Here is a 25537-nt window from a genome sequence, read left to right as displayed (position 1 = left end):
ACGTTCACAACCGAGAAAGCTCGGTTTTTTAAAGCCGAGATGAATCGGGAATTTTGCCTGTTATTCTTGTTGGTTTCTGCATAAAATAGGAACAGGAGGTGAAAATCATGTCTACTGTAACCTATACCGTCCAGTTAAAAAAGCTAACAAGACAAAAGCATAAAACGTTTTTAAAGGATCAAAAGGAATACTCCAAAGCCGTAAACTGGTCTGTTGGGGAACTTCAAAAGGGGACCAAGTTGTCCTCTAAAGACGTGCCTGGTCCGCTTAAAAGTGCGATTAAAAACGAAAGCATCCGACGGGCTAAAAAAGCCCTTTCAGACGTTAAGCAGGGGCTGGCTAAACGAGTCCCTCGTTTTAAGTCGTCTCTTCCAATCTCTATAAACAATCAGAACTGGAATACCGTCGAGAAAAAAGGCAGATGGTATGTCAGTTTCACGTCAGGCCTTGGTAAACTCCAACTTCCTGTGATCGAGAATGAAACCGTACGGACCTATTTCCCTTTTTTAACGAAAGGGTATAAAGGCATCCGAAAGACCTTGCAGCTATTCCGAAAGGGAAAGAAATGGTATGTAGCGATCCCGATTGAAATGGCCACTCCAATTGATGGAATGGGCAGAGATCAACAGACACCGATTGGTGTCGATGTAGGTCTTCGTCATTTGGCTGTTGTTTCCGAACCAACCAGTGGAAAACGTCAGTTTTTCAGCGGGAAAGAAGTTGGGTTTAAACGACGTCATTTTCGTTCCCTGCGCCGTTCGTTAAGTAAAAAGAAGGCACTGCGTGCCGTTAAACGCGTAGGTCAAAAAGAAAAGCGTTGGATGACGAACTTTAACCGTCAATTAGCCCGTGATATTGTGTTGTTTTCCCTTCAGTTTGAAAACCCTGTAATTAAACTTGAGAAATTAGATGACATACGAAAAACGTGCAAGTCGACCAAACGAAGCGATCGTACCATCCACTCCTGGGCATTTTATCAGCTTAAACAGTTTATTAGGGAGTGCGCCTCGAAATACGGCATAACCGTAACGGATATCGACCCGTACAAAACGAGTCAGACGTGTTCTGCATGTGGTCATGCTGAAAAGAAAAATCGATCGAGAGATCGATTTAAGTGTCGTTCTTGTGGGTACGCCTCGCACGCTGATTTAAACGCAAGTCATAATATCGCACGAGCCTAGCGGTGTAGCCAGTTTTCTGGTGATAGACTGGGTGCCCAGACGGTATAATCCGAGCTGGGAGGGCCGCGTGACACGGCCTGTGGTCTCTACGTTGAATTCGGGTTGGAAACAGAACAACTGTAAAGCAGAAAAACACTGCTTTATTCCGAAGGAGTAAGAGACTTCCTTAGATCCTTGCAGGATGCATGGGGTTTTAACCCCGTGAGGATGTCACGCGATTAAGAAGGAAAAGGCAATACAATGATCTAGAAAAAGATTTGTTCTCATAACTATTTCGTTCTTGGCGTACACTATATCGTTACCCAATACGGATCACAGGAGGAATAGACATGTCAAAAGGCCTTCGCCTTCTTATATACGGAACACTGCTTTTTTGTTCGACGTCGCTCGCTTCGTATCTTTTTTATTATACAGACCATGTACTAGCAAATGTTGCGACACTATCCTTACTGATAGCGGTGTCCGTCCATATTTTTAAAAGAGTCATCCCTGTATTCAAAAAGGAATAACCAAAAATGTACGGATAATCAAACCCTTGTTTTGGTGTTTTTCCTTGTTTTACACCGTTTTATTGTTTTGTTGTTTTCGGAACTTTAAACCCCTTGTCTCCCGTAGGTTTTGAAGTTGATTCCCGTACAAGTTTGGTGGTTTCCTTGTACAGTTCTGGTTAGAAACCCGTACAGAAATGGTGCAACACCCGTATCCTTTTGGTGCAACACCCGTACCATTTTGGTTAAAAAGCGTACAAATTTGGTTGCAGGCATGTAACCCGTACTTTTTTGGTTATCCTTTTCCCGTTTTGATTACGGATGGCCCCCTCTATGTTTTTCCGCTTTATACCCGTACATTTTTGGTTACAACGATTCAAAAACCCATACACTTTTGGTTATCAATACAAATATTGAAGCGTTTTGCATAGAAATCGAAACGGACTCCGTCACTTTTGGTTAGACAATCCACAAGAAACCCGTACATTTTTGGTTATGAAGATAAATACAGAAGCTTTTTTGCATAGAAATCGAAACGACTCCGTACACTTTTGGTTATAAACTCTAATACAGAAGTACTTCAGGCGGACATAGGAATAAACTCCGTACATTTATGGTTAAAGACATTACAAGAAACCCGTACACTTTTGGTTCTGTGTACGAAAATCTCTTCGTGTGCTAAACTTCCTTTAGAAGCATTAAGGAGGTTCATACATGTCAGGGAGTAATCTCATTGCACAAAAACAAGAGGAAAATGTGGTAACGAAACTTAACGCACTTGTAGAAGCTAATTATCATTTGACGACGACGGAACAGAAAATCGTATTGTTCCTTGTGAGTGAAATCCGAAAAGATGACCAGGACTTTAAAACGTATAAGCTTCCTATAAAACTGTTTTGCGAATTAATTGGTCAAACAGGTACGCCTAAATATTCAGAACTAAGGGCGATCACGAAAAACCTGATGTCCAAAATTCTTGAGATCAAAGACGGACAAAAGACAAAACAGATGGGATGGATTTCTTATGTAGAGTACGATCACAACGAGGGAACAATTCTTATGTCTTTTGATCCTCGCTTAAAACCTTATTTAATACAGTTGAAACGGGAATTCACCTCTTACAAGTTGAAAAACATCTTAGCTTTGAAAAGAGGTTCTTCTATACGGATCTACGAGCTTTTGAAAAAATGGGATCGGATCGGTGAGATGACCGTGAATCTCTCGGACTTCAGAAAACAATTGGGGCTACAAGATAAATACAAAGAATTTCACAACCTCAGGAAACGCGTCCTCAATCCTGCTAAAGAAGAATTGAAACAAAAAACGGACATCTCTTTTACATACGAAACGATAAAGAGCGGAAGAAAGGTTTCTGGAATTCGTTTTCAACTCGTTAGAACTTCGAACGCAAGAATCGAAACGTTACCTTCAGGCGACGAATGCGGGGAACCAAATGAGGACGAACTTCATCGTTCTATGAATTCCCTTTTATCCTCATCAGGAGACCAACTAACGGAGGCTACATTTAAAAAATTAGTGGCATGGTCGGAATACATTTGGGACGACAATCCCCGTCACAACCTTTATGTAACCTTTCATTCTTTGATCCAACAGCCGAACGTAACAACACCAATCGGCCTATTGATTCACAAGCTGAAAGAGTATTATGGATTAAAAGAGGCTGGTCACGCGGTTGACGCTGCTACCTCTGATCATGCGCCTGTTCCAGGTTGGTTTTTAGAACAGAAGAAAGACCCGCCGTCTGATGAACCCGCATCCCCGAAAACACAAGAGGAAATCGAAAGAGAAAAAAGAGAGTTGAAGAAAGAACTAGAAAATATGGTTGAATAAGAAAAAAGCGATAAAGGGATTCATCGCTTTTGTTCTGTACTGACTTTTTTACCGTTGATTTTTAAAACCATCGGCTTCGCGCACTTATAAGCCCCAACTCCAGCAACTCCAAGACCGATCACCTTTAAGCAGGCAATGACCCAATCAAATAAGAAGGAAACAGCGTGAAACTTGATAAACATCCACGTTTGTTGAAAGAACGCGAACATTTCATCAAGCGGCGTGGGGATCCCCATGTTGGATAACATAAGACTTAGCCCACCGAGAACCGATCCACCTAAGATAGCAGACCCAGCAACAGCACTTTTAGGATTCATAGACCCTAATTCAACCGCGCTTGTCGAAGAGGCGATTTCCTCGCCATACACACTCTCGAGTTCCCTTATTTGATGCGGAGCAAGAAAGGAAAGTCTCCCTTCAATTTCCTGGCGTTTCGAATCGGAGAGATCTTTGTACATAAGTAATTCCCCCTATAAGTGTTTGGGGTACTATACCATGATTTTGGCTTTTTTTGATGAAAAACCCCTTTATTTCATCGTCGTTAGCGAAGGAGACCCCTTCCGAATCTCTGATTTAGTGGGGGTAGTTGACAAGAACCCGTAATGCTTGTTCCACATAATCTTTTGATGTTGTATAGATACATGACCCCATTATCATAAGGGGTATACCGATTGCCGCTGTAATTTCATCTACTAAACGTTTGAGTTCATTTTGATTTTCGTTTGCACATATGAAAACCATGTTTTTCTTCCTCCCTATATGCATCTCCTAATATTATACAAAGAAGTTGTTGGAAAAACTAGATTTTTATACGATTCTGACAGAAAAAAGTAGATTTACTTATCATTAAAAGATAAATAAATCTACTTTTTCGCAATTATTTACAAGAACAACGACTTTATTTGAGAACGCTGTCATATAAGCGACGCTCACAGACGGGTTCGAACCGCCGACCTCTTCCTTACCATGGAAGTGCTCTACCGACTGAGCTATGGGAGCGTAATTGAAAATGGTTGCGGGGACAGGATTTGAACCTGCGACCTTCGGGTTATGAGCCCGACGAGCTACCAGACTGCTCTACCCCGCGATATGATAAAATGGTACCGATGGTGGGATTCGAACCCACACGTCCGAAGACACTCGATTTTGAGTCGAGCGCGTCTGCCATTCCGCCACATCGGCAAAGCTGGCGCCCACGACAGGAATCGAACCCATATTCTGAGAGCCGAAATCTCATGTGTTATCCTTTACACTACGTGGGCAAAACATATGGCGCGCCAGAAGGGATTCGAACCCCCGACCCACAGCTTAGAAGGCTGTTGCTCTATCCAGCTGAGCTACTGGCACAATAAAATGAATCAGTTTTGCATCAATGGTGGACCCAGCAGGACTCGAACCTGCGACCGATCGGTTATGAGCCGATTGCTCTAACCAGCTGAGCTATGGGTCCATTATTCGAATCATTTATAAGCGTTCATATTGTAGACGATTCCATTTGAGTAGACTAGAGGAAATGATTATATTTTTTCTATTTTTACAAAAATGCCTTCATATTCTTCATAGTGCAAACAAATGTCTTCGTTTTGAGTTTGAATTTCAATATCATTCACTTCCGCTCCATTACACATTTCCCATACCCCTAAGAACGACTCTATAAGAGGCATTACCCTTTTTTTCATACTTTCTTCTATTTCCTGTTTAACATGAATGTCCTTACACTGAATATTGGTTTTATCCCGATGCCAACGAACTTCTTCCTGGTAATCTTTCAATTCTCCACCTGTCAAGAAATCAGGCACGGTTGGCTCTTCTTCTATTAAAAAAACTTCATATTTTTCCCTGTTCTTTTTAATCAGGAACTCGTACCGATAAAAACCGTACAGCGAAAATGATATGGAATGAACTTCATGAGACAACATGAAACCAACCATCTTGGTAACCGCTTCCTTTAATCCAGGCTCAAGGTCTGAGGTAACGTTCCATTCGATCATATCAATTCCTCCTCTTCTTCTTCTTCTAATGTATTGTAGAACCAGAATGAAAAAAAGGGAATACCTCGGGTAAACATATGCGCCATATGCGTACAAAAAACCCTTTCCAGGGTTATGAATCCATGACTTTAAAATGCATTTGATAATAATTACGAATCGTTCGTTCACATATTGTAATGGTCTCACGCAAGAGAATTGCAGCTTTTTCTTTGTTTTTTGTAAACTGTTCTTCATCCACGTATGCCCAGTATTGATACACCACTCTTTGCATAGCATCTAACGTTTCGTCTAATTCATCCATATCCTTTTTGTCGAAATCCCATCTTTGTGCAAGGGACCTTGTTTTTTCTTTTTCGTCTTGAAAAAAGAACAAAAACTCATCCATATCCTTTTGGATGCCCGCAGAATCCTTCCCTTTACACCATTTCTCTATAAGGTTAATCCCGTAATCCATAAACAAGTATAATTCCAAATACTGGTGTCCAAGAACGACATGGTTTTTCCATTCATTCACAACCGTTCCACCTCCTCAAGCATTTTTTTGTATCGCCCTTGTCGTTCCATCCATCCTCCTTCTTGCTCTCCCGTTTGTCTTTTCCATTCCTCATAACTGTCTTCCAGATCGTTTGCGTATGCATGCAACAGATCACGCATTTCTTGAACGTTTTCCCTATTTTCCTTATGGAGCAACTCAATCGTTTGTTCTGCCTTTAGACCCGCTTCTCCCAATGACAGGATAATAGACATGCTTTTCTCGGTGTCATGCTCTAATTGCGTCATGGATGAATTGGTTTTTCCGATGGAATCATTCATGTTTTCAATAATAGATGCGATTTTGGCTACGTTTGTCTGAGTCTGATCCGCTAATTTTTTCACTTCATTTGCCACAACTGTAAACCCCTTCCCTTGTTCCCCAGCCCTTGCTGCCTCTATCGAAGCGTTTAAGGCAAGTAAATTAGTCCTTTCTGCTACACTCTGAATAACCTGTATAATGTCATGGATGTTTCCTGCTTGCTTGTTTAATACTTTCATATGATCGGATGTTTCGTTAGAAGACATCGCTACATTATTTGTTTGTTTCACAACTTGAGCGATGTATTCACTTAATCTTGTATCTTCATGCGTTTGGTTTTCCTCTTTTATTTTTGGGAGATCGGGGAAGCGAAACTTCACCCAATCTACAACAACATCGCCCTCTATTTTTCCTTTATGTTCATTTAAGAGCCTCTTAATCTCCTTTTCCTTGTTTTCATATTTACTCTTCGTCTCTGTCAAAAGCTTCTCATTCTCACTTTCCCTTTTTCTGTTCACACGTTGTAGCTCCTCCACCTCTTCCATTAAAACAGTATTCTTCTTCTTTGCATCAAGCGTAACCCACAAAAGAATACTAATCACTCCTAACAAAAGGGTTATCAGAAAGGAAGCAAAGAGAGAAGAGACTGCAATGAATAAGCATGATGTTGTGACATACATCCCCACTTTCCCTTTCATGGGACCCCTCCTTCATTTTCTATACACGATCTACCACACTTCCGTTTCATAGCTCAAGTTTTTATCCCCACAAAAAAACAGAGGCAGTTCCTCTGTTTAACGGAAGACTAGCATGGTCGCGGATTGATTAATATGAGCAATGTACGATTCTCCAAAACAAGATATTCCTACGTGAGGAACGTGGTTGAAAATGTTCGCATACTCATGAATCAAATCGCGATTCTCAAGTTCAATGGTTCTAGCAGAACAGTTGAACTGAATCAACGCTGTAATATCTTGCTTTTTATTGATCCGTTTAATAAGCGCATCTGTTTCATCGACAATTTCTGTCTCTTCCAACAAATGAGCATCCATATCCTTTAGGATATTACAGCAAAACATAATGCTGCCATCTTCCCCGCCTGGTATCGGGCTTCGAACAAACGGGTGATCGGTAACGACGATTCCAACTGGATTTGTCCAGAAGTAATTCTCTGCTTCAGAAACATCAACGTTCAGGGCCCTGGCATATTCCTCAAGCGCTGGCTTTCCGTTGAATTCATGAACTAAACGTTTTTCTTCATCCACTTTCGTGGCCATCAGCTTCTCATTTAACACACGAAAGCTTTGGGTTTTAATAATTTCAAATGGCCGCTTAGGCTTCATCAGCACCAATACAGCTGAGTCCCGAAAAGCCTTCCCTTGAGCGAAAACACTGTGTTCTTTGAAATCGACAAAATCTTTATCAGCACTCGTCCCGCCAACAAATACGACGTTTGTATAATCCCCTATGTGTTCCATCACTTTTTCTTCAATCATACACCAATCCACTAAAACCATTCCGACGTAGGTATGTAAGTTCATTCGGTTTGACGCTTCTCCATAATGGTTTTCAAATGAACGAAAAGCATTTTTCGTCTTTGTTTTTAAATCCTTATGTACATCTTCAATGACTTCCACGGATATATCCTCAATTAATTCATCACCCAAAGCCATAACAACCGTTGAGTTTTTGAAGTAGGACCCCTGTATATACTCCCCGTATGAACTGCAACCAAAAACGGTCGAACAAGGAAAAGCCCCCTCGAGCTCCTTAATCAAACTTCCGTGGTCATGACTCCAGGATGAAAATACCAACAGTGCTTTCGGTATGTCATTCCCCAGTTGTCCCTTCAAATCATTAGCAATGCTTTTTGGATCTTCTTTATGTGAGACTAGTTGTTTTGATAACATATGACCCCTCCTTTATTTTGTAATCGTTACCCCTAAATTGTGAGCTAAGTCTTGAAGCTTGCCTAACACTTCAGGGTCATCTTCTGTGTGTACATCATACAACCTAGGATTAATGCCCTTCATGATGATCTTGGTTTTCGTCATTTCTTCTAATAAAGAGTCTCCTTTTGCATTTTCTGTTATAATTTGCTCTATCGCCTTTTTTACTTTTCCAGCCATACGATTCCCTCCCTTTTCTGTTCCCTATGATTAGTTCTACTCATCTAAATCGTTTCCTCTTATGTAATGAAACCCTAAAAACAGTCCTTTACTTTCGACAGGTGAGCAAAAAGTAAAGGACTGAAACGGTTTACTGTACTTCCCTAGCAACGTAAACCCTTATGCGTGAGTTATTGATTCAATAACCTATGCAACACTGCGTGAATGATAAAACAAAAAAAAGCCTTTTCGGCTTTTTATATCTATCATACATAACCCAGAGTACCCCTTCAAAATCTTTGATTTAGTGGGGGAGTATTCATATCGATTCAATGTGGATGATTCTAAACCCTTTCTCATCCAATTTTCTCTTAAGAGTTTCCTTCCTGGTCTTATCCAGGGTCATCACAGCAAACATAACTCGTCGAACAAAACGACTCCCATCATCAAGAGTGGTCATGCCTTCAATGTTAATGTTTAACTTTTTCAAAATCTTGGTTAGCTCATACAAGGAACCGATCGTTTCTGGGCATGCCAAGGTGTACAAAAGATTCCCCGAGTGCAGTCCAAGCGATTGCTCTAAAATTTCAAATACTTTGTTGTGTGTTAAAATGCCTGCAAAGCACCCTTTTTCGTCCACCACAGCCACAAAAGGGAGCCGTTTCACGGTACTTAACGCCTTTTGAAACGAACTCTCTTCTTCAACAATCGCCTTTTTTTCAGCAGCAAGGAACGCACATTCCACTCCCATATCTGGTTCCTTACCTTGTCTGTATGAATTACTTAGATAGGTTTCAATATGCTTGTGAAATAACATCCCAACATATTTTTTCCCTTTTTTATCTAAAATGGGAATGCATCGATAATTGGATGTTTCAATGATTCCTAAAGCTTTTTGTAGTGATGTAGTTTCTCTAACACTAACAACATCATCTTTCAGAACATAATTATTTTTGACTATCATTTCCTTGTACCCCCTTTATAATTTGGACCTTACACATTATACACACGCTTTTCGCAACCGTAATGATTTGTATCGTTTTTCTCCCCAGCCATCGTACAAGGGGGGCAAAAATCGAGACACCCGTTTTCGGTTTAATCATCCACAAATATAGCGCGATGAATAAAAACCGCAAACAAGATAAGAAGCCCCTTTTGAATTGTTTGCATTATTGATGCAATGACGTAACTCTGACGACTGCATGATCGATGCAATGAAAAACCCCTCAACACGAGAGGTTTTTCATTCTATTTGCAAGGAATAAGAACTGTTCTTGGTCCCGATTCTCCAAAGCTTGATCAATTTCTTTTTTCAGTTCCTCCATCTGCTTTTGTTGAACCAAAGCCATCAGGAAATGCTCAGCTACTTTTTCATCTTCATCCTTAAATGGATTCTCCGAGGTGGATTCATCCTCTTCCAATATATATGCATACTTATCATTACGGATGCTGTTTTTGAAATTCAATTGAATATAATACGCATCATCCCGATTCAAACGAACATCATGAAACCCTTCTTCCGCATCTTTAATGATTTCTTGATCCTTGTAATAACAAAAAGGTTCCCCAGCACATCCGTGAGCCGATATAACGATTCCTCTTTTGTATAAACGCGCGTCTCTTACGAAGTGAACCCGCTCTAACATGGATTCATGATTTAAAAAATATGCGAGCATCCAATTCCCTTCGCGTCTTTTCATTTTATGGTGGTTAAGAAACCAGCGAATGAAGCCTTTTTTATCCTCAATCGTAATTTTCATGGCTTCGCCCCTCTTCTGATATTTTACGTATTGTAGCACATCGCCCAGCAAAGAGAAGACAAGGTTTTTGTTTACCACAGAAAAAATCTCCCCCTGAAAAGGGGGGAGATCCTTTAATTGCATTTGCCGCTTCCGCATTTATGGCACACGCAATTCACTTTATCAAAATGATTCTCTCCGCAGCTTGGGCATTCTGTTAACCCTGAACCCGATTTTTGCTGTGATTGAAATCCCTGAATGGTTTTTTTGAGTTCATCTGAAAGTTCTGCCATGGCATTCGCTTCATCACTGTTTAACTTAATCGGAACAATGGATACTGGATCTTTTTGCAAAGAACGGAGGATATTCGCAAGTCCAGCAGGCAACGTTCCCATCGTCTGATCATAACTCAACGTATCGATCACCTGCTGCAAATTATCATCCGCAGCTCCTAACCGAAGCATCTTTGTGGACATGAGACCGAGAGCTTTAGCCAAACTTGATGCTTCTTTTACTTTTGTAGAGATAAAAACTTCCCACGGTTGTCCATCTTTAAGGTTAATGGTCACGTAGGCTTTCCCGTATTTATCTCCGCATGTGAACCCAATTTTATCCGTGAATCCATAAAGACGTTTTGGTCGCTTTTCAAACGTAAAGGTGCGTGTTTCGTCCCTTTCGATAGAGGCATTTGAACTTTTTTGTTTCACCTTTTTAGCTTCAGTAGCTTCAATGTGAGATTCAAGCTTTGCATCCTCTTTTTTCGTAGCCAAAACCTGAGCCTCTCTTGAACCGTCACGGTATATGGTCATCCCCTTCAGCCCAAGATCATACGATAAGGTATACAACTCTTCGACCTGTTCAACGGTATAGCCACTAGGACAATTGGCCGTTTTAGAAATAGAGGAATCCGTCCACTTCTGAACAACAGCCTGAACTTTTACATGCTCCTCTGGTTTTAATTCCATAGCCGTTACAAAGTAAGAAGGCAAATTTTTAGCGTCTTTTATCTTATGTTGGACCATGTAATCGTGCACAAACTGAACGGTTTGTTCGTGCATTCCAAGCCGCCCTGCTCTCCAGTACGTCCAGGAATAATAGGGCTCGATACCTGTTGTGGTGCCTCCAAATTCTTCCCTAAATTGAGGGATGTTATCTATGTAGGTTCCCGTAGTGCCAGTCGGCGCCTGTGTATTTAACGTAACGTTTCGAATGCCGTACTTCTGCAAATCGGTTTTCAGACCAGGAAACTCCGACAGAAGTCGTTTCATATATTCTGAAGATGCAAAACCTTTATAATCGAACTTCGGAAAAGCGCCTTTTTCTTTCGCAATATCAATGCTCGCTTTATACTCATGGTATGCAATGAATTTATAAAGCTTATCAGCAAAAGCGTTCCCTTCTTCACTTCCGTATCGGAGCTTCATTTTGATTAATAAGGTTCCAAGCCCCAGGGACCCGATCCCCACGCGCCGTTCGCTCATTTGTTGTTTTTTGTTTTCTTCCAAAAAATATGGAGTGTAATCTATCACATTATCTTGCAGCCTTACCGCTGCTCGGCATGCCCGAGCCAGATCGTCCCAATTCACGTCATTGGTTTTCGAATCATAGAAACGAGGTAAGACAAAGTGGCCTAAATTACAAACGGAAAATTCTGGCAATCCTTGTTCGCCACACGGATTGGTCGCTACAATATACCCTTCTTCGTAGTAGTTGGAGTTAGACTCTTTGTTGTATCGCTCCATCCAAAGAACACCAGGTTCCGCACTCCCATGGGCAGATGTTGTGATAAGGGTCCACAGTTCCGACTCCTTGTTCGGCGTTTTGGTCTCTTTTGCTTCCTTCACTTTGTTCATAAATCCGTCGCTGATTCCGACTGAAATGTTTGCGCCGCTCAAGTATCCCTTTTTTGTTTTTCTCGTTATGAACTTTGAAACCTCGCTGTTGTCGTCGTTACATACGAGCATTAAAGCGCCGCGTCTTGATCCCCCTTGGATGATCAGGTGAACAATAAATGAAAAAATCTCAGCAAACTCAACATTATCAATTGTTTTTTGTTGCAACAGACTTGCAATCAAAACAAATAACTCCATCCAGCTTACCGCTCCGCTTGAACGTCCATTCACCCCTTTAACGATGGCATTGCGGTGACGAACCTTTGAAAAATCCAGAAGCACGTAGTCAACAGACTCATCATATGCTTTCTCAACCATTTCAACCATGCTGTCAAACAGTTCTTCCACACTGTCTCCCACAATAATACGGGCAGCGCGCTTAGAATCCTCAATTTGATCCGCAAGCGTAACAGATTCAAATTTACCAAGCCCCTCTCGGTCTTTCAGCTCGCCGTGGTCACGATGATCGGATGGGAGGTGAAATTGGAAAAAGCCCTTTGTTCTGCCAGATCCATCCGTGGTTAAGATGTCACTGATATTGATTCCCACACCGCCTCCACGACGCATAATATTCCCTTCATAACGCGCCACTTCGAGAACTTCCAGGAATTGTTTCACTGGGGAGCGCTTCGCCCTTGGACTCTTGATTACATAGCAATTGTAAGCCGTTAAATTCGCTTTTTCACCCGTCAAATATTCCTGGCCTAACATCAATTGAATACGCCCTCCCAGGGAATACCGATACCCATCAAACAACCATCGGAATTCATTTTCCCAGTAAGCCTTTAGCTCGTCTGTTTTTTCAACGCTGGATCCCCCTTTTGCCCAGCGTGTCCAGAAGTGATGCGGTTTGGTCTCCAGTGGTTTTTGGAGCAGTTCCTTCCGAACGTTATGGAATTCACCTAACCGATCGCGAACCCGATAACTGTCCTCTCCCAAAATACCATCAATGGTTCCGACCTTTTTCGTTCCCATAACTTCATCCGTAATCACAACGACCGTATCTCCAACACGGAAATCATCGTAAGTTTGAACAGCATACCGATCAAGCGCAATCAACTCATCTAATTGTCCGTCCTTTGAAAATTCCATCTTCTCATAGTGAAAAGGCACTAACGTTTTACTCATATCTCCCATCCCCCCTGTTTTGTAAAGTCATTATAAAAACATTCAGCCGACAAAAGAATATGTAAATTCAGTATCATACGTTCCCCTCCCCTTTTTTCCAATAATAGCGCGGATTCCGAGAGATATATTTTTTTTGAAGCGTTTTTTCTCCTGTCCCGCTTCTCTATCTGACGGGGGGCAAGCGGATAGGAAACCCTGCGTATTGATTAACCAATCTTTCGTTGACATTTTTCCGCCAAAAGGATATACATAGTAGGTCAAAGGAGGGGTTGTATGCACTTATTAAATTGTTTAAGAATCGGAGGGCTGTTTGTGGCATGTCTTTTTATCATCTCTGCTTGTCAGCCAAAATCGGATCCTCCATTAAAAGAAGAGCCAATTGAATCAACAGAAGAGGAAAAGGAGGTTCCGCTGAGTGAAATGAAAGATTTCGAATCAGTTGAAAGTCTTATAGAGGCGATCCCTTACGGAGACTCTGTCGTAATCCCGAAAGAGCTTCCTGTATTCGTGAGCGACACCATTCCCGTATACACATCAGACGGCGAGATCGAACAAGCTCAAATTCTTTATATTGACGAAGCAAATCAACACTCCCTCTCTCTTCACATTTCCCCCACTCCGCTTCTAAGCACAGAGGGGTTCGAACAAGTCTCTCTAAAAGCATCCTACACAGGGTATTATGAGAGCGATATTCACAACTCCCTTGTTACGTGGAATATAAATGGAATTCACTATACTCTGTTTTACAGCTTCAATGATGAGTCCGATGCCACACCTCTTACACGATCGGAACTCTTAGATTTTGTGAACAGTTTTTAAACAAAAAAACCCATCCCCATTTTTCAGGGGACGGGTTTTTTAGCCGCCAGTATTCCTGGTCATTCCAGATTAATGAACGCTCTTTAATTGCATAATAGGTATCCAGTTTTCATCTGCTATCACAGCCATTTGAACCAGTCCGTATTCTCTGTGATAGTAGTATCGAACATCTCCACTGCTCCCTCTTTCCACGACAATCACATGTTGCAACTTTCCAATTGGAACTTCGATAGATGCATTTACATCAACAACGGTATAAAGAATGCGAGCCTTTTCCCAAGTCTGACCGACTGTAAGAGGGTAGGAAAGAACCATCTCTTTATCCTGAAACGTATCCATTGTTCTATCGTCTGTGATAACCTCACTGCTGCTCGAGAAATAAAGTCCATCCTCTTCTGAGATCAAAAACTCCGTGCCTCCCTCGCTTACAGACTGCGCTACTCCTTGTTTTACATACAAAAATTCTTTTGTTGTTTCATCCCCCTGATAATCCACATACGTATAAGCGGTAGATTGAGCAGGTATGAAATCATATTGATCTGCCTCATTTTGAACACCCGAGTCCGCATCGGCCTCCGATTGTTTTATTTCAGTCGCCACAACAGTTTTATAAGTAAACACTTCGTCACCCTCTGGCACTTTAACGAGTGTTTCTACTTCAATGTCATATTTTCCAGTCTCCCATTTCGCCATATCCAGTTTTACCTCTAAGGAATGTTCCCCCTTATCCGTAAGATGAATAGATTCCTTTGAATAAACCTGTTGCATGATGGTGTTTCCTCCGCTTTTCACCCATACATTCTGGGTTACAGCCAAATGAAGGTCCATTTTGCTTGCCACCAGGCTTTTTATGGTTCCGATGGTTTCACCATGTTCAAACTCCACTTCCACCCAAATATCGCTTTTCTGAATAGGGGTTTCTTCCTCCTCTGGAACAGCCTTGACGGATGTCTGTACGCCCTTTTCTGGAGCATCTTTCACAGTCAACACTTTTTGTTCCGAACACCCGACAGACAACAAAAGTAAACCTACTATTACCCCTAACGTTTTCATCATTCTCACCCTCTATCACCTCATCCCATGATTAAGGACGGAACAAAAAAAACCTTTATTGTTGTCTGTATTATTGACTTATGCGCTCAATTCTCTATCATTTTAAAAATCAGGGGGGGATGCCATGCGCACGTTTTATAAATTCGAAGAGATCTACTCTTTCCTGAGTAAAACATTCATATACCGCTACGCTGAATACAACCAAGCTGGTTTTTGCTATTACACGGCAATCGAATGTGTTCCGTTTTTGGGGTTTGACGACCATGAAAAACCTACCCACCTCTTCCTGCGAGACGGACGGACGTTTGAACTTAAAGCGTTGCTCAGAGAAGACGCAAGCTTTTTATACGGGGAACATACCAAGGAACACGACAACCAAACCCTGACTGTCTATTATTCAGACGGATATTCAACCGTGTTTAATTACAGAAAGCTTTTTAACACAACTTGACTTTTTTTTCTTTTAAGATTATAAAAACGCAGACGACAAGCAGGGAGGCGAACCTTTATGGACCAGAAGAACAAATGGGGAAGAAAATGGAGAATAAAACTAGAAAAAATAAAGAATGGCGTCTTTATTGATGTAACAACGGAACAATTAAAAAAAGACGTAGAATTCATTTTATACAACCTTCCTAAATCTTATATCAAGGGAATTGAAATTATCGAGAAATTATACGACGTGGAATCCGAGACGCATCAGATCATCGTAAAACAAACTATGAACGCTATTGATATCAAAAGACAGATCGGTCGTTTTGTGTTCAGAGAAGGAAGGTGGGATGAGCAGGAAGCCATCTCAACAAAACTTTTAGCAGAACAAATGATTGATGAACAAAAATTTTATGATATTTACAATGTTTCGAACTACCTGGAATTCTACGAGATCGTTAATGCTGATGTGTTCGCTGTAAGTTTTGGGAACGAGACGATGTCTGTTGAAGAAATCGGAATCGCTATAAACAGTCTTTACATAAAAGAATACACGGATAAGTCTCATGCCAAAAAATACAACGTGAGCACCTTTGTGGAAGACTTGTTTGCGGAAAATAAATGATTTTCCGCTTTTTTTTATTTGCATTCACTGTGCATCAGGCAAGTCGGAAACATCCATTAAAAGAATAATACTCCAAAAATCTTTACATTTACCTTCTTTCCGAGTATCTATGCTTCATGAAAGTGAGGGATGCATATGAGAATACATATAACGAACAACAGAGAGCCCCTACTAAACCTGGTAGAGGTTTATACAAGACAGCTTCTTGTCGGTAAGAAAGTTCATATTATTATTAACGGAAGTCAGATCGACGGAATTGTTTCATCCGTAGAGCTATTTGAGGATAAAGAGCGAATCAGCCTGAAGGCGAAAACAAACGAAAACGAAATTGCCATTCCACTAACGGACGACACCAAAATCACATTTGGGAAAGAAGAACTGATTATATTCGAAACCAAAAACCATTCAACTGTGATTGAATTGTTACAATAAGTTTTCACCCTTCCTTTATGGAAGGGTTTTTTTAATCCCCTGCCAATACATATAAGAACAATGGAGGGGGTGCCATTATGAAAAGCAGCTTAAAACTCTTATTATCATCGTTTCTGTCGACATCTTTGCTATTCTCCACGGTATCAGCGGAAGATATAGGGAAATTACAGTCCGATATTGAAGCTAAAGAATCGACAATAAACTCTTTAGAGGAAAAGAAAAAAGCAGCCGAAGCTGAGATTCAAGCAATAGAAAAAGAAATCAACAGACTGACTACTCTCATCAAAGGGTTAGACGCAGATATAGCCAAAACCACAAATGAAATACAAGCATTGAAGGTTAAAATCGAAGAGTTAGAAAAGCAGATAAAATCCAAAAAAGAAGAATTGGAACAAAAGAAAAAAATACTGGCTGAAAACGTAAAGGTCTTGTATTCCAAAGGAGATGTATCTTTTATGGAATACTTGTTTCGATCTGACAGCGTGTGGGACTTTTTGGATCGTTTTGAAACGATCAAAGACATCGCGAAAGCCAATCGGGAACTCTATGATGAAGTGAAAAGAATAGCTGATGAATTAGAAGCACAAAAAGAAGAACTCAAAAAGAAAAAACTTGAACAAGAGAAAAAACAACAATCCTTACTTGATATGAAAAAGGAACAGGAAGGACACAAAAAAGAACAACTCTCCCTTCTCAAGAAAGCCGAAGCGAACAGAAGCTCCATAGTGAAAGAAATAGAGAGTGAGAAAAATGCCATTCAATATATTCATAATCAAATCAGTGCAATCATCAAAAAACGGGAAGAAGAACGTCGCAAGAGAGAGCAACAAAATATACCGTCCACGGACCTTGTAGGTTCAGGTCAGATGATGATTCCTGTACCAAAAGGGAGCTACTACATCTCATCTGGATTCGGGATGCGCACTCACCCTATTACAGGTGTACAAGCAGGTCATAACGGAGTGGATTTCGCAGCGAGTTTTAACACACCCATTCTCGCAGCTGACAGCGGGACGGTGATATATGCTGGTCCAGCCAGGGGGTACGGGAACTGGGTTGTAATCGACCACAACACAGGATACTTTTCGATATATGGCCACATGTTCTCGAATCAGATCTATGTTTCTGTTGGACAAAACGTAACAAAGGGACAAAAAATCGCAGCCATCGGTACGGCTGGGACGAGCACAGGGTATCATCTCCATTTCGCAGTGAGCAAACTCCCGTTTAACCAAAACTTCGTGAACCCTATGACGCTGTTTTAGTGTATTCCACCTATTATTGCGGACATGATTGCGACGGAATTGAATCAATCAAACAGTACATAAATGATGCAATCCTGTTTGCATACAAAAACCTCGATTGGTTAAGATCGAGGTTTTTTCATTACAGTCTATTATCGAAAATTTGATACTCCATGTCTGATAGAATATAAGCGATAAAATCAACGGTAGAAGGGTTATCGAACTTCATTTTTATGCCTTTCAATTGATCATAATAATCGATTTTCTGTTCTATCGAATTGCTCCGCAGTCGCTCTAAATTCGTTTTTACTAACGCATCCAACTTATCACTTACACTTACCAGGTATCCTTCGTAATCCGAACTTTTCGCATTTACCATATACTCGTGAAATTCCCCCCTCAACTCCTGAGGGAGCCAGTGGACCATTTTCTCAGAGATATACTTCTCGTATCGCTCAAATGCTGCTTTTCTTTCTGGTGTAGAGTGCTTAACGGGGCCGAGCACATCTCCAGTAATGCCCTCAACCAAATCATGTCCAAGCATTTTGGCAGCCACCTGGAATACATCTACATCTATTCCGTATACCTCTTTCTCTAAATACGCGTTATAAATGGCGATTGAAGTGGATCTGATACCGTGAATGGCATCGTCGTCATGAATCATATTAAACTTTCCTTTCCACCGCCTGACCGTGTCCATGTTCATCACATTCATTAAAAACTGATAGCATTCCGTTTTTTCTTCTACTTGTCGCACAAGCCACCGTACGCTTTCAAATTCGCTGTTTAACAATTCCTCTTTCAATCTCTTGTACGTCCGAAGGAAGTAGGTGGCATGATGATGATCCTGTTGAAACTGATTCATCCGTTCTTCGAATGCCTTTTCTGCCTTGCTTGCAACATCTTCTGGAAGATACTCCTTGATAATGTCCATATACGCTTCCATTACGCCGACAGAACTATATAAATTCTCTCTGTGGCAGTACATATAGGAATCAAACGTATCTATGGCATCAATCAATCGCCCTTCAGTCGTATCATCTTCGGCAGATACGACAAAGTCTCGGAATATGGCTTGCAGACTTTCTGGCAAATAGGAAACTATCTCCTCTGCTGATTCTGTTTCAAGATCTTTAATGATATCTGCCACTTCAGGGTCTTTCTTAGTATTGTAATTAATCGGACCCGTCTTCGTCTTCTTAATGTCATGAAAGACTGCTCGGCATACTGCTTTAGTCGCATCAATTTCCTCCCCAAACATTTTGTTCTCAAGCAAGGAGGCTATTAATGTGTATACCGCAACTCGAAATGAGTGGCTTGCGACATTATCCTCGATTTTAGAAGGGAACTCGTCCCACCTAGGGTGATTTTGTAATTCGATAACTGTGTTAATAAATTTCCCATTCCTCATCGCCCTTCCCCCGTTTCCACATTTTTCTTATTGTAGCATGAAAGAAAAGAAAGATTCCCTTTTCTTGTGTTTTCCCTCAATTTCCTTACGTTAGAGCCTGAGGTGATGAACATGATAATAGAGCCACGTTATCTCCACATTTTAAACAAGCTTCAAACAGCTGGCCCCTCTTTTATTGTTGGGGGATACCTTCGGGACAAGTTAGCTGGATTAAAACCGAATGACGTTGACTTTGCTACGTGTGCATCTATGGAAGCGATCAAAACCCTTTTCCCTAGTTTTCACGGAACTGAAGAAGGGCTTCGCTTTGGTGTAGGTCGAATTCGCCACAATAATGAAACATATGAAATCTCATTCTATGACAACCTCTCAGCCTTTGAGTCTTCTATGTTCACCAGAGACCTTACCCTGAACAGCCTGTATCATGATGGGGAGCACCTCTATGACCCCTGTCAAGGCGCGGAAGATATAAAAGAAAACACCTTACGTGCTCATCCTTTAAGTTTTGAACTATACCCTGAGAAACCCCAGCAATTTCTTCGGGTCATTCGGTTACAAGGTGTATTAGGATTCTCTCTAGACCCTTCTCTTCAAGAATTCCTTCAAGAACATACGCATTTGTTCTACCTCAATACAACGAACCGAATGGTATCAGAGGGATACAATATATTGCTCTCCTCTTATCCGTTAGCTTCGCTGCAATCCTTATCTTCCTTTTCCCTCATCCCCTCGCTCCCTCCTACCCCCGAATTCTTTCCGATTCGGCCAAAAGCCATGAAAATGGAGATTACACTTGGCGTACTGGCATCTATGTTAGGTGAGGAAGCCGTATTGTCTTTCTTACGCCTTTTCCAGCTGTCGAATAAATATGAGGAAAAATTATTTAGCTATCTCCCATATCTCAATGAAAAGAGCATTCCAGAAAAAAGTCACCTCATAAACGAAATGATGCTTATCCATAAAACCCTTTATCAAAACGAACCCGACCGCTTCAAAAAGTATCTTCGAGCCTACAAAAAAAGCTGATCATATCAGCTTTTAGAAACTCAATAGAGACAAAATATTATAGTTCAGAGCATCCCGTTGTTGAATCATTTGCAAATTGGATTGCTCCAATATTTGGAATTTTGTGAACTCAGACATCGCTTTGGCCAGGTCCGCATCCTCTATCCTTGAACGGGACTCCTGAAGAGCAATATTCTGCTGAACGAGTGCATCTTTTCTGTAACTGAGTGCATTTACTTTTCCGCCGTAATACGACCGCGCATCCAGCAACGTTTCAACTGAAGCTTCGATTTGCACCTGAGCTGTCTGTCCTCCTGCGGTCGTCGAGACATCAATCCCTGTTAAGTTAACACCCTCAGCACCTCCGTCTGTCACATCTTTACCAGAAAAGGTAAAACTCCCGCTTCCAGTCTGCATTGTCACAACGGTAGTATTATCAAGAAAATTACTCCCATTAAACGAAAAAGTGGAAATACTATCATCATAAACCGCTTTTAAATCATCGATCTGTTGTTGAATATTCGTGCGGTCTGCCGCTGATAACGTATCGTTCTGAGCCTGTATGGTTAGGTCTTTCATTTCGTTTAACACATCAATCGCCCCGCTTAATGCTCCATCAATGGTCATTAGGGCTGATGTGGTTTGGTCAATGCTTCGGATACCTCCCTGGTTTCCTGCGATCTGACTGCCAAACCGTACCGCAACGGACATTCCTGCCGCATCATCACGTGCGCTGTTAATCCGCTTCCCTGTTGATAATTGCCGCGTGTACATGTCCATCTGATTTCGGTACTGATCGATCTTGTATGAATAAAAGGAATTTCCAAATAAGTTCATGTATACCCCTCCCTTGATTGAGAGGAATATACTCTATTTTTCGAGTTAATCAAGCACTTTTTTAGTAGTAACGAGAAATCAAGTTTCCAGATGGTTGTTGGATAAGGTATGATTCCGTCTTTTGATCCATCGAACTAGCATACTGAAGCATCACATCCGTGAGCTTCCTATTTCCGTCATAAAGGAGGCGTGTTAAATCCGTTAAATTCTCGTTCACTTTAAGAAATTCTCCTTCATCGAACAAGGTCATGCTTTCATTGTTTGTGAGAATCCCTTTTCTTTCGAGGTCCATTTGGTAGGATGACACAAACGTTTCTACGGGTTGAATGGCGCGCGTACTAATGACATCGTTATACGTTTGTTTCACTTGGATCGTTTGATTATAAGCCTGAATCATCTCCTGAAGCCTCTCGTAAAGTCCTATTGCTTCTGCATTGGAATCTGATCCTGAACGTTCCACTTCAAACACGCCCCCCTCGACAAGGTCATTGAACCGAATACTCACCCCGTCATGCCATACGCGATTGGAACGGGCGGCATACAGATCGCCATTATAGGTGTACGCTGCCTCCTGCCCATGCTGAAGAACGTTTTCAAACGCCCCGTTTTCATCGAGTAAGCCGAGTTCTTGACCAATGACCCCTCCAATTGTGTTGGTGATATCCGTTTCCCCCAATCCATTTAACGAAACTCTCACGTTCCCGTCTACCATTATAGTGTTCAAAGAGGATGTGTATGAGACACCGTCGATTTCGTAGGTCGCTTCTTTGTACCCGCCATCTTTGATGGAGTTCAAACGAATATTATCTATATCAATGTGGGCGTTTGTAGCTGGGGTCCGTCCTTCAAAAACGACATCACCCCTTGTTGAGACCGCATCATACCAATGAGTTACCTCAAAATCCACGGAATAAGGCTTTAAAAATCCCCCGCCACTTATATTTAACAAAAAGGTTCCCTCTTCCGTTTCCTCCAGCATGAAGTTCTGCTTCTCGTTCCTGAAAGAATAAGAAAAGCTTTCCTGTTTGACTACGCCATCGACACTCTTTTCAAATGTAATAGTATCTCCTAGCCCGTCAAGGTTTACTTTGGTATATCCTCTTGCATCTTGTGCCAATATGACTTCTAAAGATCCCTCTGTAATTTTTCCTTGGAATGACAAACCCCTTCTGTCTCCTCCATTAATGGCCTCGTGACTGTCCAACAAACCATTCCGAAGAGATCCGAATACAGAAAACGTTGCATCGTCATCTGAAGTTAGCACGTTTGACATTTCCCAGCTATCATCATGACGACCGTTGTAAAAGGTTTCAGTAAGGATCGTTTCTCTTGATTCTTGTTGCTCTCCTGCCAAATTGAGCACGTTTAGGTGGTAATGAAAAGCTTCGTTCCTAAACACTCTTTCAATAGAAGCCACCCCTTCATTGGTAGAAGAGTATCCACCGCCGCCAAAATCTTCTAAAACAATAGAACTTTCCACACCAAGCAGCGTGCTTTCTAACCGAAAAGCACCTTCCTCGTACAACGCCCTTACATTTGTAGAAGCGGTTCCACTATTAATCAAATTCACAATGGCTTCGATGTCCATTTCCCTCGTAACAGAAAACGTCGTTCCGTTGATTTTGAAATCCCCTTCTAAACCAAGTGCCACCCCTTCTTGGAATGCATTCACACTTTGCACGTTCATCGCTTCAGCTAGCGCCATCACATCAAACGTATAGGTTCCTGGATTCGCCTTTGAAGAAGCACTAACATCAAAATCGCCACTAAGAACCGTTGCGTTTAAACCCCCACCTCTTTCATTTCTTGTTACATCCGCTAATCCAGAAGACAATAACTCTCTTTGAACCTGGAACGTTTTGTCATATAAAGCCACAGCAGACTCCTTCAATGATTGCTTGGCCTTTGCCCACCTCATCAATTGGCTGGGATCTATCCTTTCTGCCTCCCCTCCTTTTGCTACAACAGAACGTTTCGAACCAAGAAGCGAATACATGTTTTGGTTCGTTTCTTTTTGATACAAATATATTGGTCTATTCTGTATTGGGTTGAACACAGAATCACCCCCCTCGACTTTCTGTATACCGCCTAAATGTCCAAAGTCAACGAGTTTTTTTCCAAAAAAAAGCATCAATGATGCTTCAAAAAGACGCCACTCAGCACTCCCTATCATCATTTTCGGAGGGATGCTCACTGAAACTCTTCTTCAAGATCTACATGACGCTCTTTTTTTTCTTCCTTCAACCGTTGAAGCAAATATTCCAATCGCTCATCCACGTCATATTGCTCGATCCCTTTTTGATCAGATTCATTTCCTGAATATTTGTATGGTTCGTATTGGCTTAATTCAATTGTCTCATCTGTAAAGCTATCTGTTGCATCGGCAGAGTCGCCACCTTCATTCTTTTCATCTAACAGTCTACTTGTATAAAAAACCTCTCTTCTATGTTTGGGCATAACGGGCTCTGGTTCCGATTCTGGCACCAGGTCTTCCGTGACTTCCTCGTATTGTTCAAACGAACCGTGCTCGTCACCCTCGTTAACCTCCAAAGGAAAGGTTTTGTCATCATCCTTTCGCTCCACGTCTTCCTGCTCTGATATTTCTTCCTTCCTCTCAACAGTTCGGCGTCCTTTGGATACAAACCCCACAAATAAGAAACCCAAGGCATTTAGCGCGAGCGCCCCTATAATGACATATCCTAACGGTTCCATAAGAATCCCCCCCCTGTAATTAGCTTTCTACAAGCATGACCCCTTTCATTTTTTTACAATTGTAAAGTTAATAACACAGTACGAACTGAAAAGCAACATCTTTACAAGGATTCATTTGGCTTTCTTTCAATAAATACAAATGAAGGAAGGTGATGAACTTGACAAAACAAATTCCGCTTACCCAAGAACAATACAATAAATTAGTTGAGCGCTTGGATCACATCCAAAAGGTATTAAAACCCGAAAACATCCAGGATATCCAAAACGCCAGAGAACTGGGGGATTTATCAGAGAATGCGGAGTACGATGATGCGAAAGAACAGCAAGGAAAACTGAACCAAGAGGAAACGATGATCAAAGCTAAGTTAGAAAACGCTACGATTATTCAGAAAAAAGACAGAAAAGATACGATTGACGTCGGACATACCGTTACCTTAAAATCTCGTGAAAACGATGAGATCAAACATTTCACACTTTTAGGCCAATGGGACACGGAACCAACAACCACATCTGTCGAATCCCCAATGGGGAAAGCCATGTTAGATAAAAAAGTAGGGGACGAAATCATCGTGGACGCTCCTTTTGGAGAAACAACATACACCATCCTATCCATCGATTGAACTACCCCCACCTAAACGCTTCGCGTTTTGAGGAGAGGGATTCTTAGGCAAAAGCACCCCCTGGTGCTTAGTTACTAAGCTACCCCCGTCGTGCCGACGGTTGATTCCTTTAGAAGGCGCAGGCCTTCTTTTTGTACGTTCTTGCTGGCATTAATATCCCGATCATGGGTCGCTCCGCAATGCTTACATGTCCACTCCCGTACGTTTAGCCCTTTCACTTCAGGATTTTGAACCCCACAGGAAGAGCAGAGCTGGCTTGACGGGAAATGTGCTGGCACTGGAACAAAGGCACGTCCGTGCCACTCTGCTTTGTATTTTAATTTAGCTACGAATGAACCCCAGCTCGCATCACTAATGCTTTTAGCCAGTTTCTTGTTTTGAGTCATGTTCTGGACTTTTAAGCTCTCGACAGCGATCCCTTGGTTTTCGAGAATCAGCCGAGTGCTTAGCTTGTTTTCAAAATCGAGTCTTCTGTTCGTGATTTTCTCATGGATACGAGCGATGGCTCGCTTGTTTTTAAGATAGTTTCTGCTTCCTTTTTCTTTTCGTTCCAGGGCACGCTGGAGAAACGCTAAACGCTTCTCATGTTGGCGTAAAAACCTTGGATTCCCCACTTTCTCGCCATTCGACAGAATGACAAAATGATTCAACCCTAAATCTAATCCGATCATGTCGTTTGAAACGGGACGAGTCAGAAGGGATTGATTGATTTCACAACAGATCGACACATAGTACTTTCCTGTTGCACTTCGTCTGACCGTCGCGTTTAAAATACGCCCTTCAATCTCACGGGACTTTGAAAAACGCGTCGCCTGAAGGGCGATCGAATCCACCTCTTTAAGCCATGAATACTGTTTTTTTAAGAGGGGAAGGGTTTTAATCGTGTCTGTTTTTGATCGAAACTTCCCCGTGGTTTTACGGTTTTCAATCTGGAGGTCCAACACATGATTATACACAAAGCGAACACAACCGAACGTTTTGTGGAACAACGCCTGTTGGGTTTGATTTGGGTATAGACGGAATTTGTACGCTTTATGGTTTAGCGATGGTTTCATGCCATGACCTCCTCATTCTTATTATAGGAAGAAAAGATCAAAATATACCAGACCCCAGCCATTCATCTCCCCCTTAAATGTTGATTTTGAAGAGGGAGTCTTCTGGCCAAAGATGATAAAA

General features: G+C 41.5%; 26 protein-coding genes and 6 tRNA genes. 10 read left to right on the top strand and 22 right to left on the bottom strand.

Annotated features, from left to right (window positions below):
* Nucleotides 1–107 precede the first annotated feature (107 nt).
* The 3 genes from IMZ31_RS21455 (at nucleotide 108) to IMZ31_RS21445 (ending at nucleotide 3520) form a co-directional block, all read left to right on the top strand.
* On the top strand, nucleotides 108–1181 hold the full coding sequence (locus IMZ31_RS21455) for an RNA-guided endonuclease InsQ/TnpB family protein (protein ID WP_207530479.1): 1074 nt from the start codon (nucleotides 108–110) through the stop codon (nucleotides 1179–1181).
* Between the two features lie 329 nt (nucleotides 1182–1510).
* Nucleotides 1511–1690, top strand: coding sequence for a hypothetical protein (locus IMZ31_RS21450; RefSeq protein WP_207530478.1), 180 nt, complete (start codon nucleotides 1511–1513; stop codon nucleotides 1688–1690).
* Between the two features lie 693 nt (nucleotides 1691–2383).
* Nucleotides 2384–3520 carry a replication initiation protein gene (locus IMZ31_RS21445; protein WP_207530477.1) on the top strand — a complete coding sequence of 379 codons (1137 nt, stop codon included), beginning with the start codon at nucleotides 2384–2386 and terminating at the stop codon, nucleotides 3518–3520.
* A 20-nt stretch (nucleotides 3521–3540) separates the two neighbouring features.
* Here IMZ31_RS21445 and IMZ31_RS21440 read toward each other — a convergent pair whose 3' ends face one another.
* The 16 genes from IMZ31_RS21440 to IMZ31_RS21365 form a co-directional block, all read right to left on the bottom strand.
* On the bottom strand, nucleotides 3541–3978 hold the full coding sequence (locus tag IMZ31_RS21440) for a hypothetical protein (protein WP_207530476.1): 438 nt from the start codon (nucleotides 3976–3978) through the stop codon (nucleotides 3541–3543).
* A gap of 115 nt (nucleotides 3979–4093) precedes the next feature.
* Nucleotides 4094–4261, bottom strand: coding sequence for a hypothetical protein (locus IMZ31_RS21435; RefSeq protein WP_207530475.1), 168 nt, complete (start codon nucleotides 4259–4261; stop codon nucleotides 4094–4096).
* A 185-nt stretch (nucleotides 4262–4446) separates the two neighbouring features.
* Nucleotides 4447–4519 (bottom strand) — tRNA-Thr (locus IMZ31_RS21430).
* Nucleotides 4520–4530: 11 nt separating this feature from the next.
* Nucleotides 4531–4607: transfer RNA gene (locus tag IMZ31_RS21425), tRNA-Met, on the bottom strand.
* An 11-nt stretch (nucleotides 4608–4618) separates the two neighbouring features.
* Nucleotides 4619–4702: transfer RNA gene (locus tag IMZ31_RS21420), tRNA-Leu, on the bottom strand.
* A gap of 5 nt (nucleotides 4703–4707) precedes the next feature.
* A tRNA-Arg gene (locus IMZ31_RS21415) sits at nucleotides 4708–4782 on the bottom strand.
* 8 nt (nucleotides 4783–4790) lie between these two features.
* A tRNA-Arg gene (locus IMZ31_RS21410) sits at nucleotides 4791–4867 on the bottom strand.
* 26 nt (nucleotides 4868–4893) lie between these two features.
* Nucleotides 4894–4970 (bottom strand) — tRNA-Ile (locus tag IMZ31_RS21405).
* Between the two features lie 67 nt (nucleotides 4971–5037).
* Nucleotides 5038–5511 (bottom strand): hypothetical protein, encoded by a 474-nt coding sequence (locus IMZ31_RS21400; protein ID WP_207530474.1) that lies wholly within the window; start codon nucleotides 5509–5511, stop codon nucleotides 5038–5040.
* A gap of 112 nt (nucleotides 5512–5623) precedes the next feature.
* Nucleotides 5624–6025, bottom strand: a complete 402-nt coding sequence (locus tag IMZ31_RS21395; RefSeq protein ID WP_207530473.1) for a hypothetical protein — start codon at nucleotides 6023–6025, stop codon at nucleotides 5624–5626.
* Complete coding sequence (locus IMZ31_RS24685) at nucleotides 6022–7002, bottom strand: methyl-accepting chemotaxis protein (protein WP_207530472.1); 981 nt, start codon at nucleotides 7000–7002, stop codon at nucleotides 6022–6024. Before IMZ31_RS24685 ends, IMZ31_RS21395 begins: the two co-directional genes overlap by 4 nt.
* A gap of 96 nt (nucleotides 7003–7098) precedes the next feature.
* The gene (locus tag IMZ31_RS21385) at nucleotides 7099–8214 is read right to left on the bottom strand and encodes an FIST signal transduction protein (RefSeq protein WP_207531566.1); all 1116 of its coding nucleotides are present in this window, start codon (nucleotides 8212–8214) and stop codon (nucleotides 7099–7101) included.
* A gap of 12 nt (nucleotides 8215–8226) precedes the next feature.
* Nucleotides 8227–8433, bottom strand: a complete 207-nt coding sequence (locus IMZ31_RS21380) for a hypothetical protein (protein WP_207531565.1) — start codon at nucleotides 8431–8433, stop codon at nucleotides 8227–8229.
* 298 nt (nucleotides 8434–8731) lie between these two features.
* Nucleotides 8732–9376 (bottom strand): CBS domain-containing protein, encoded by a 645-nt coding sequence (locus IMZ31_RS21375; RefSeq protein WP_207531564.1) that lies wholly within the window; start codon nucleotides 9374–9376, stop codon nucleotides 8732–8734.
* A 262-nt stretch (nucleotides 9377–9638) separates the two neighbouring features.
* Nucleotides 9639–10172, bottom strand: coding sequence for a ReoY family proteolytic degradation factor (locus IMZ31_RS21370; RefSeq protein ID WP_207531563.1), 534 nt, complete (start codon nucleotides 10170–10172; stop codon nucleotides 9639–9641).
* A gap of 113 nt (nucleotides 10173–10285) precedes the next feature.
* The gene (locus tag IMZ31_RS21365) at nucleotides 10286–13171 is read right to left on the bottom strand and encodes a TSCPD domain-containing protein (RefSeq protein WP_207531562.1); all 2886 of its coding nucleotides are present in this window, start codon (nucleotides 13169–13171) and stop codon (nucleotides 10286–10288) included.
* Between the two features lie 273 nt (nucleotides 13172–13444).
* On the opposite strand from IMZ31_RS21365, the gene IMZ31_RS21360 reads away from it, so the two are divergent.
* Nucleotides 13445–13990: a hypothetical protein gene (locus tag IMZ31_RS21360; RefSeq protein WP_207531561.1), complete on the top strand. Its 546-nt coding sequence runs from the start codon at nucleotides 13445–13447 to the stop codon at nucleotides 13988–13990.
* 69 nt (nucleotides 13991–14059) lie between these two features.
* On the opposite strand, the gene IMZ31_RS21355 is transcribed toward IMZ31_RS21360, so the two are convergent.
* Nucleotides 14060–15046 (bottom strand): hypothetical protein, encoded by a 987-nt coding sequence (locus IMZ31_RS21355; protein WP_207531560.1) that lies wholly within the window; start codon nucleotides 15044–15046, stop codon nucleotides 14060–14062.
* Between the two features lie 121 nt (nucleotides 15047–15167).
* Between IMZ31_RS21355 and IMZ31_RS21350 the strand changes: the two genes are divergently transcribed.
* From IMZ31_RS21350 to IMZ31_RS21335, 4 genes are all read left to right on the top strand, one after another.
* A complete protein-coding gene (locus tag IMZ31_RS21350) occupies nucleotides 15168–15494 on the top strand; it encodes a hypothetical protein (protein ID WP_207531559.1) in 327 nt (108 codons plus the stop codon).
* Nucleotides 15495–15551: 57 nt separating this feature from the next.
* The gene (locus IMZ31_RS21345; RefSeq protein ID WP_207531558.1) at nucleotides 15552–16100 is read left to right on the top strand and encodes a hypothetical protein; all 549 of its coding nucleotides are present in this window, start codon (nucleotides 15552–15554) and stop codon (nucleotides 16098–16100) included.
* A 135-nt stretch (nucleotides 16101–16235) separates the two neighbouring features.
* The gene (locus tag IMZ31_RS21340; protein ID WP_207531557.1) at nucleotides 16236–16532 is read left to right on the top strand and encodes a hypothetical protein; all 297 of its coding nucleotides are present in this window, start codon (nucleotides 16236–16238) and stop codon (nucleotides 16530–16532) included.
* 77 nt (nucleotides 16533–16609) lie between these two features.
* Nucleotides 16610–17797 carry a murein hydrolase activator EnvC family protein gene (locus IMZ31_RS21335; RefSeq protein ID WP_207531556.1) on the top strand — a complete coding sequence of 396 codons (1188 nt, stop codon included), beginning with the start codon at nucleotides 16610–16612 and terminating at the stop codon, nucleotides 17795–17797.
* A gap of 121 nt (nucleotides 17798–17918) precedes the next feature.
* Here IMZ31_RS21335 and IMZ31_RS21330 read toward each other — a convergent pair whose 3' ends face one another.
* Entirely contained in the window at nucleotides 17919–19187 is a 1269-nt protein-coding gene (locus IMZ31_RS21330) for a YfbR-like 5'-deoxynucleotidase (RefSeq protein ID WP_207531555.1), read from the bottom strand.
* Between the two features lie 105 nt (nucleotides 19188–19292).
* Between IMZ31_RS21330 and IMZ31_RS21325 the strand changes: the two genes are divergently transcribed.
* On the top strand, nucleotides 19293–20213 hold the full coding sequence (locus tag IMZ31_RS21325; RefSeq protein WP_207531554.1) for a tRNA nucleotidyltransferase/poly(A) polymerase family protein: 921 nt from the start codon (nucleotides 19293–19295) through the stop codon (nucleotides 20211–20213).
* Between the two features lie 12 nt (nucleotides 20214–20225).
* Here the strand turns inward: IMZ31_RS21325 and IMZ31_RS21320 are convergent, their stop codons facing one another.
* From IMZ31_RS21320 to IMZ31_RS21310, 3 genes are all read right to left on the bottom strand, one after another.
* Nucleotides 20226–21029: a flagellin gene (locus IMZ31_RS21320; protein ID WP_207531553.1), complete on the bottom strand. Its 804-nt coding sequence runs from the start codon at nucleotides 21027–21029 to the stop codon at nucleotides 20226–20228.
* A gap of 61 nt (nucleotides 21030–21090) precedes the next feature.
* Nucleotides 21091–23085, bottom strand: coding sequence for a hypothetical protein (locus tag IMZ31_RS21315; RefSeq protein WP_207531552.1), 1995 nt, complete (start codon nucleotides 23083–23085; stop codon nucleotides 21091–21093).
* Between the two features lie 134 nt (nucleotides 23086–23219).
* On the bottom strand, nucleotides 23220–23741 hold the full coding sequence (locus IMZ31_RS21310; RefSeq protein ID WP_207531551.1) for a hypothetical protein: 522 nt from the start codon (nucleotides 23739–23741) through the stop codon (nucleotides 23220–23222).
* 158 nt (nucleotides 23742–23899) lie between these two features.
* Between IMZ31_RS21310 and greA the strand changes: the two genes are divergently transcribed.
* Nucleotides 23900–24361 (top strand): transcription elongation factor GreA, encoded by a 462-nt coding sequence (greA, locus tag IMZ31_RS21305; protein ID WP_207531550.1) that lies wholly within the window; start codon nucleotides 23900–23902, stop codon nucleotides 24359–24361.
* 74 nt (nucleotides 24362–24435) lie between these two features.
* Here greA and IMZ31_RS21300 read toward each other — a convergent pair whose 3' ends face one another.
* On the bottom strand, nucleotides 24436–25416 hold the full coding sequence (locus tag IMZ31_RS21300; RefSeq protein ID WP_207531549.1) for an RNA-guided endonuclease TnpB family protein: 981 nt from the start codon (nucleotides 25414–25416) through the stop codon (nucleotides 24436–24438).
* Nucleotides 25417–25537: the final 121 nt, after the last annotated feature.

The sequence above is a fragment of the Pontibacillus sp. ALD_SL1 genome, from assembly GCF_017355605.1.
This window is presented reverse-complemented; position numbering and strand designations above follow the sequence as displayed.

What these genes read in the sequence shown, in the direction of transcription:
- IMZ31_RS21375 (WP_207531564.1), bottom strand. Translation starts at nt 9,376, where the DNA reads ATGATAGTCAAAAATAATTATGTTCTGAAAGATGATGTTGTTAGTGTT.
- IMZ31_RS21310 (WP_207531551.1), bottom strand. Translation starts at nt 23,741, where the DNA reads ATGGAACCGTTAGGATATGTCATTATAGGGGCGCTCGCGCTAAATGCC.
- IMZ31_RS21360 (WP_207531561.1), top strand. Translation starts at nt 13,445, where the DNA reads ATGCACTTATTAAATTGTTTAAGAATCGGAGGGCTGTTTGTGGCATGT.
- IMZ31_RS24685 (WP_207530472.1), bottom strand. Translation starts at nt 7,002, where the DNA reads ATGAAAGGGAAAGTGGGGATGTATGTCACAACATCATGCTTATTCATT.
- IMZ31_RS21365 (WP_207531562.1), bottom strand. Translation starts at nt 13,171, where the DNA reads ATGAGTAAAACGTTAGTGCCTTTTCACTATGAGAAGATGGAATTTTCA.
- IMZ31_RS21450 (WP_207530478.1), top strand. Translation starts at nt 1,511, where the DNA reads ATGTCAAAAGGCCTTCGCCTTCTTATATACGGAACACTGCTTTTTTGT.
- IMZ31_RS21330 (WP_207531555.1), bottom strand. Translation starts at nt 19,187, where the DNA reads ATGAGGAATGGGAAATTTATTAACACAGTTATCGAATTACAAAATCAC.
- IMZ31_RS21440 (WP_207530476.1), bottom strand. Translation starts at nt 3,978, where the DNA reads ATGTACAAAGATCTCTCCGATTCGAAACGCCAGGAAATTGAAGGGAGA.
- IMZ31_RS21435 (WP_207530475.1), bottom strand. Translation starts at nt 4,261, where the DNA reads ATGGTTTTCATATGTGCAAACGAAAATCAAAATGAACTCAAACGTTTA.
- IMZ31_RS21370 (WP_207531563.1), bottom strand. Translation starts at nt 10,172, where the DNA reads ATGAAAATTACGATTGAGGATAAAAAAGGCTTCATTCGCTGGTTTCTT.
- IMZ31_RS21355 (WP_207531560.1), bottom strand. Translation starts at nt 15,046, where the DNA reads ATGATGAAAACGTTAGGGGTAATAGTAGGTTTACTTTTGTTGTCTGTC.
- IMZ31_RS21445 (WP_207530477.1), top strand. Translation starts at nt 2,384, where the DNA reads ATGTCAGGGAGTAATCTCATTGCACAAAAACAAGAGGAAAATGTGGTA.
- IMZ31_RS21350 (WP_207531559.1), top strand. Translation starts at nt 15,168, where the DNA reads ATGCGCACGTTTTATAAATTCGAAGAGATCTACTCTTTCCTGAGTAAA.
- IMZ31_RS21380 (WP_207531565.1), bottom strand. Translation starts at nt 8,433, where the DNA reads ATGGCTGGAAAAGTAAAAAAGGCGATAGAGCAAATTATAACAGAAAAT.
- IMZ31_RS21340 (WP_207531557.1), top strand. Translation starts at nt 16,236, where the DNA reads ATGAGAATACATATAACGAACAACAGAGAGCCCCTACTAAACCTGGTA.
- IMZ31_RS21455 (WP_207530479.1), top strand. Translation starts at nt 108, where the DNA reads ATGTCTACTGTAACCTATACCGTCCAGTTAAAAAAGCTAACAAGACAA.
- IMZ31_RS21335 (WP_207531556.1), top strand. Translation starts at nt 16,610, where the DNA reads ATGAAAAGCAGCTTAAAACTCTTATTATCATCGTTTCTGTCGACATCT.
- IMZ31_RS21400 (WP_207530474.1), bottom strand. Translation starts at nt 5,511, where the DNA reads ATGATCGAATGGAACGTTACCTCAGACCTTGAGCCTGGATTAAAGGAA.
- IMZ31_RS21385 (WP_207531566.1), bottom strand. Translation starts at nt 8,214, where the DNA reads ATGTTATCAAAACAACTAGTCTCACATAAAGAAGATCCAAAAAGCATT.
- IMZ31_RS21320 (WP_207531553.1), bottom strand. Translation starts at nt 21,029, where the DNA reads ATGAACTTATTTGGAAATTCCTTTTATTCATACAAGATCGATCAGTAC.
- IMZ31_RS21345 (WP_207531558.1), top strand. Translation starts at nt 15,552, where the DNA reads ATGGACCAGAAGAACAAATGGGGAAGAAAATGGAGAATAAAACTAGAA.
- IMZ31_RS21300 (WP_207531549.1), bottom strand. Translation starts at nt 25,416, where the DNA reads ATGAAACCATCGCTAAACCATAAAGCGTACAAATTCCGTCTATACCCA.
- IMZ31_RS21325 (WP_207531554.1), top strand. Translation starts at nt 19,293, where the DNA reads ATGAACATGATAATAGAGCCACGTTATCTCCACATTTTAAACAAGCTT.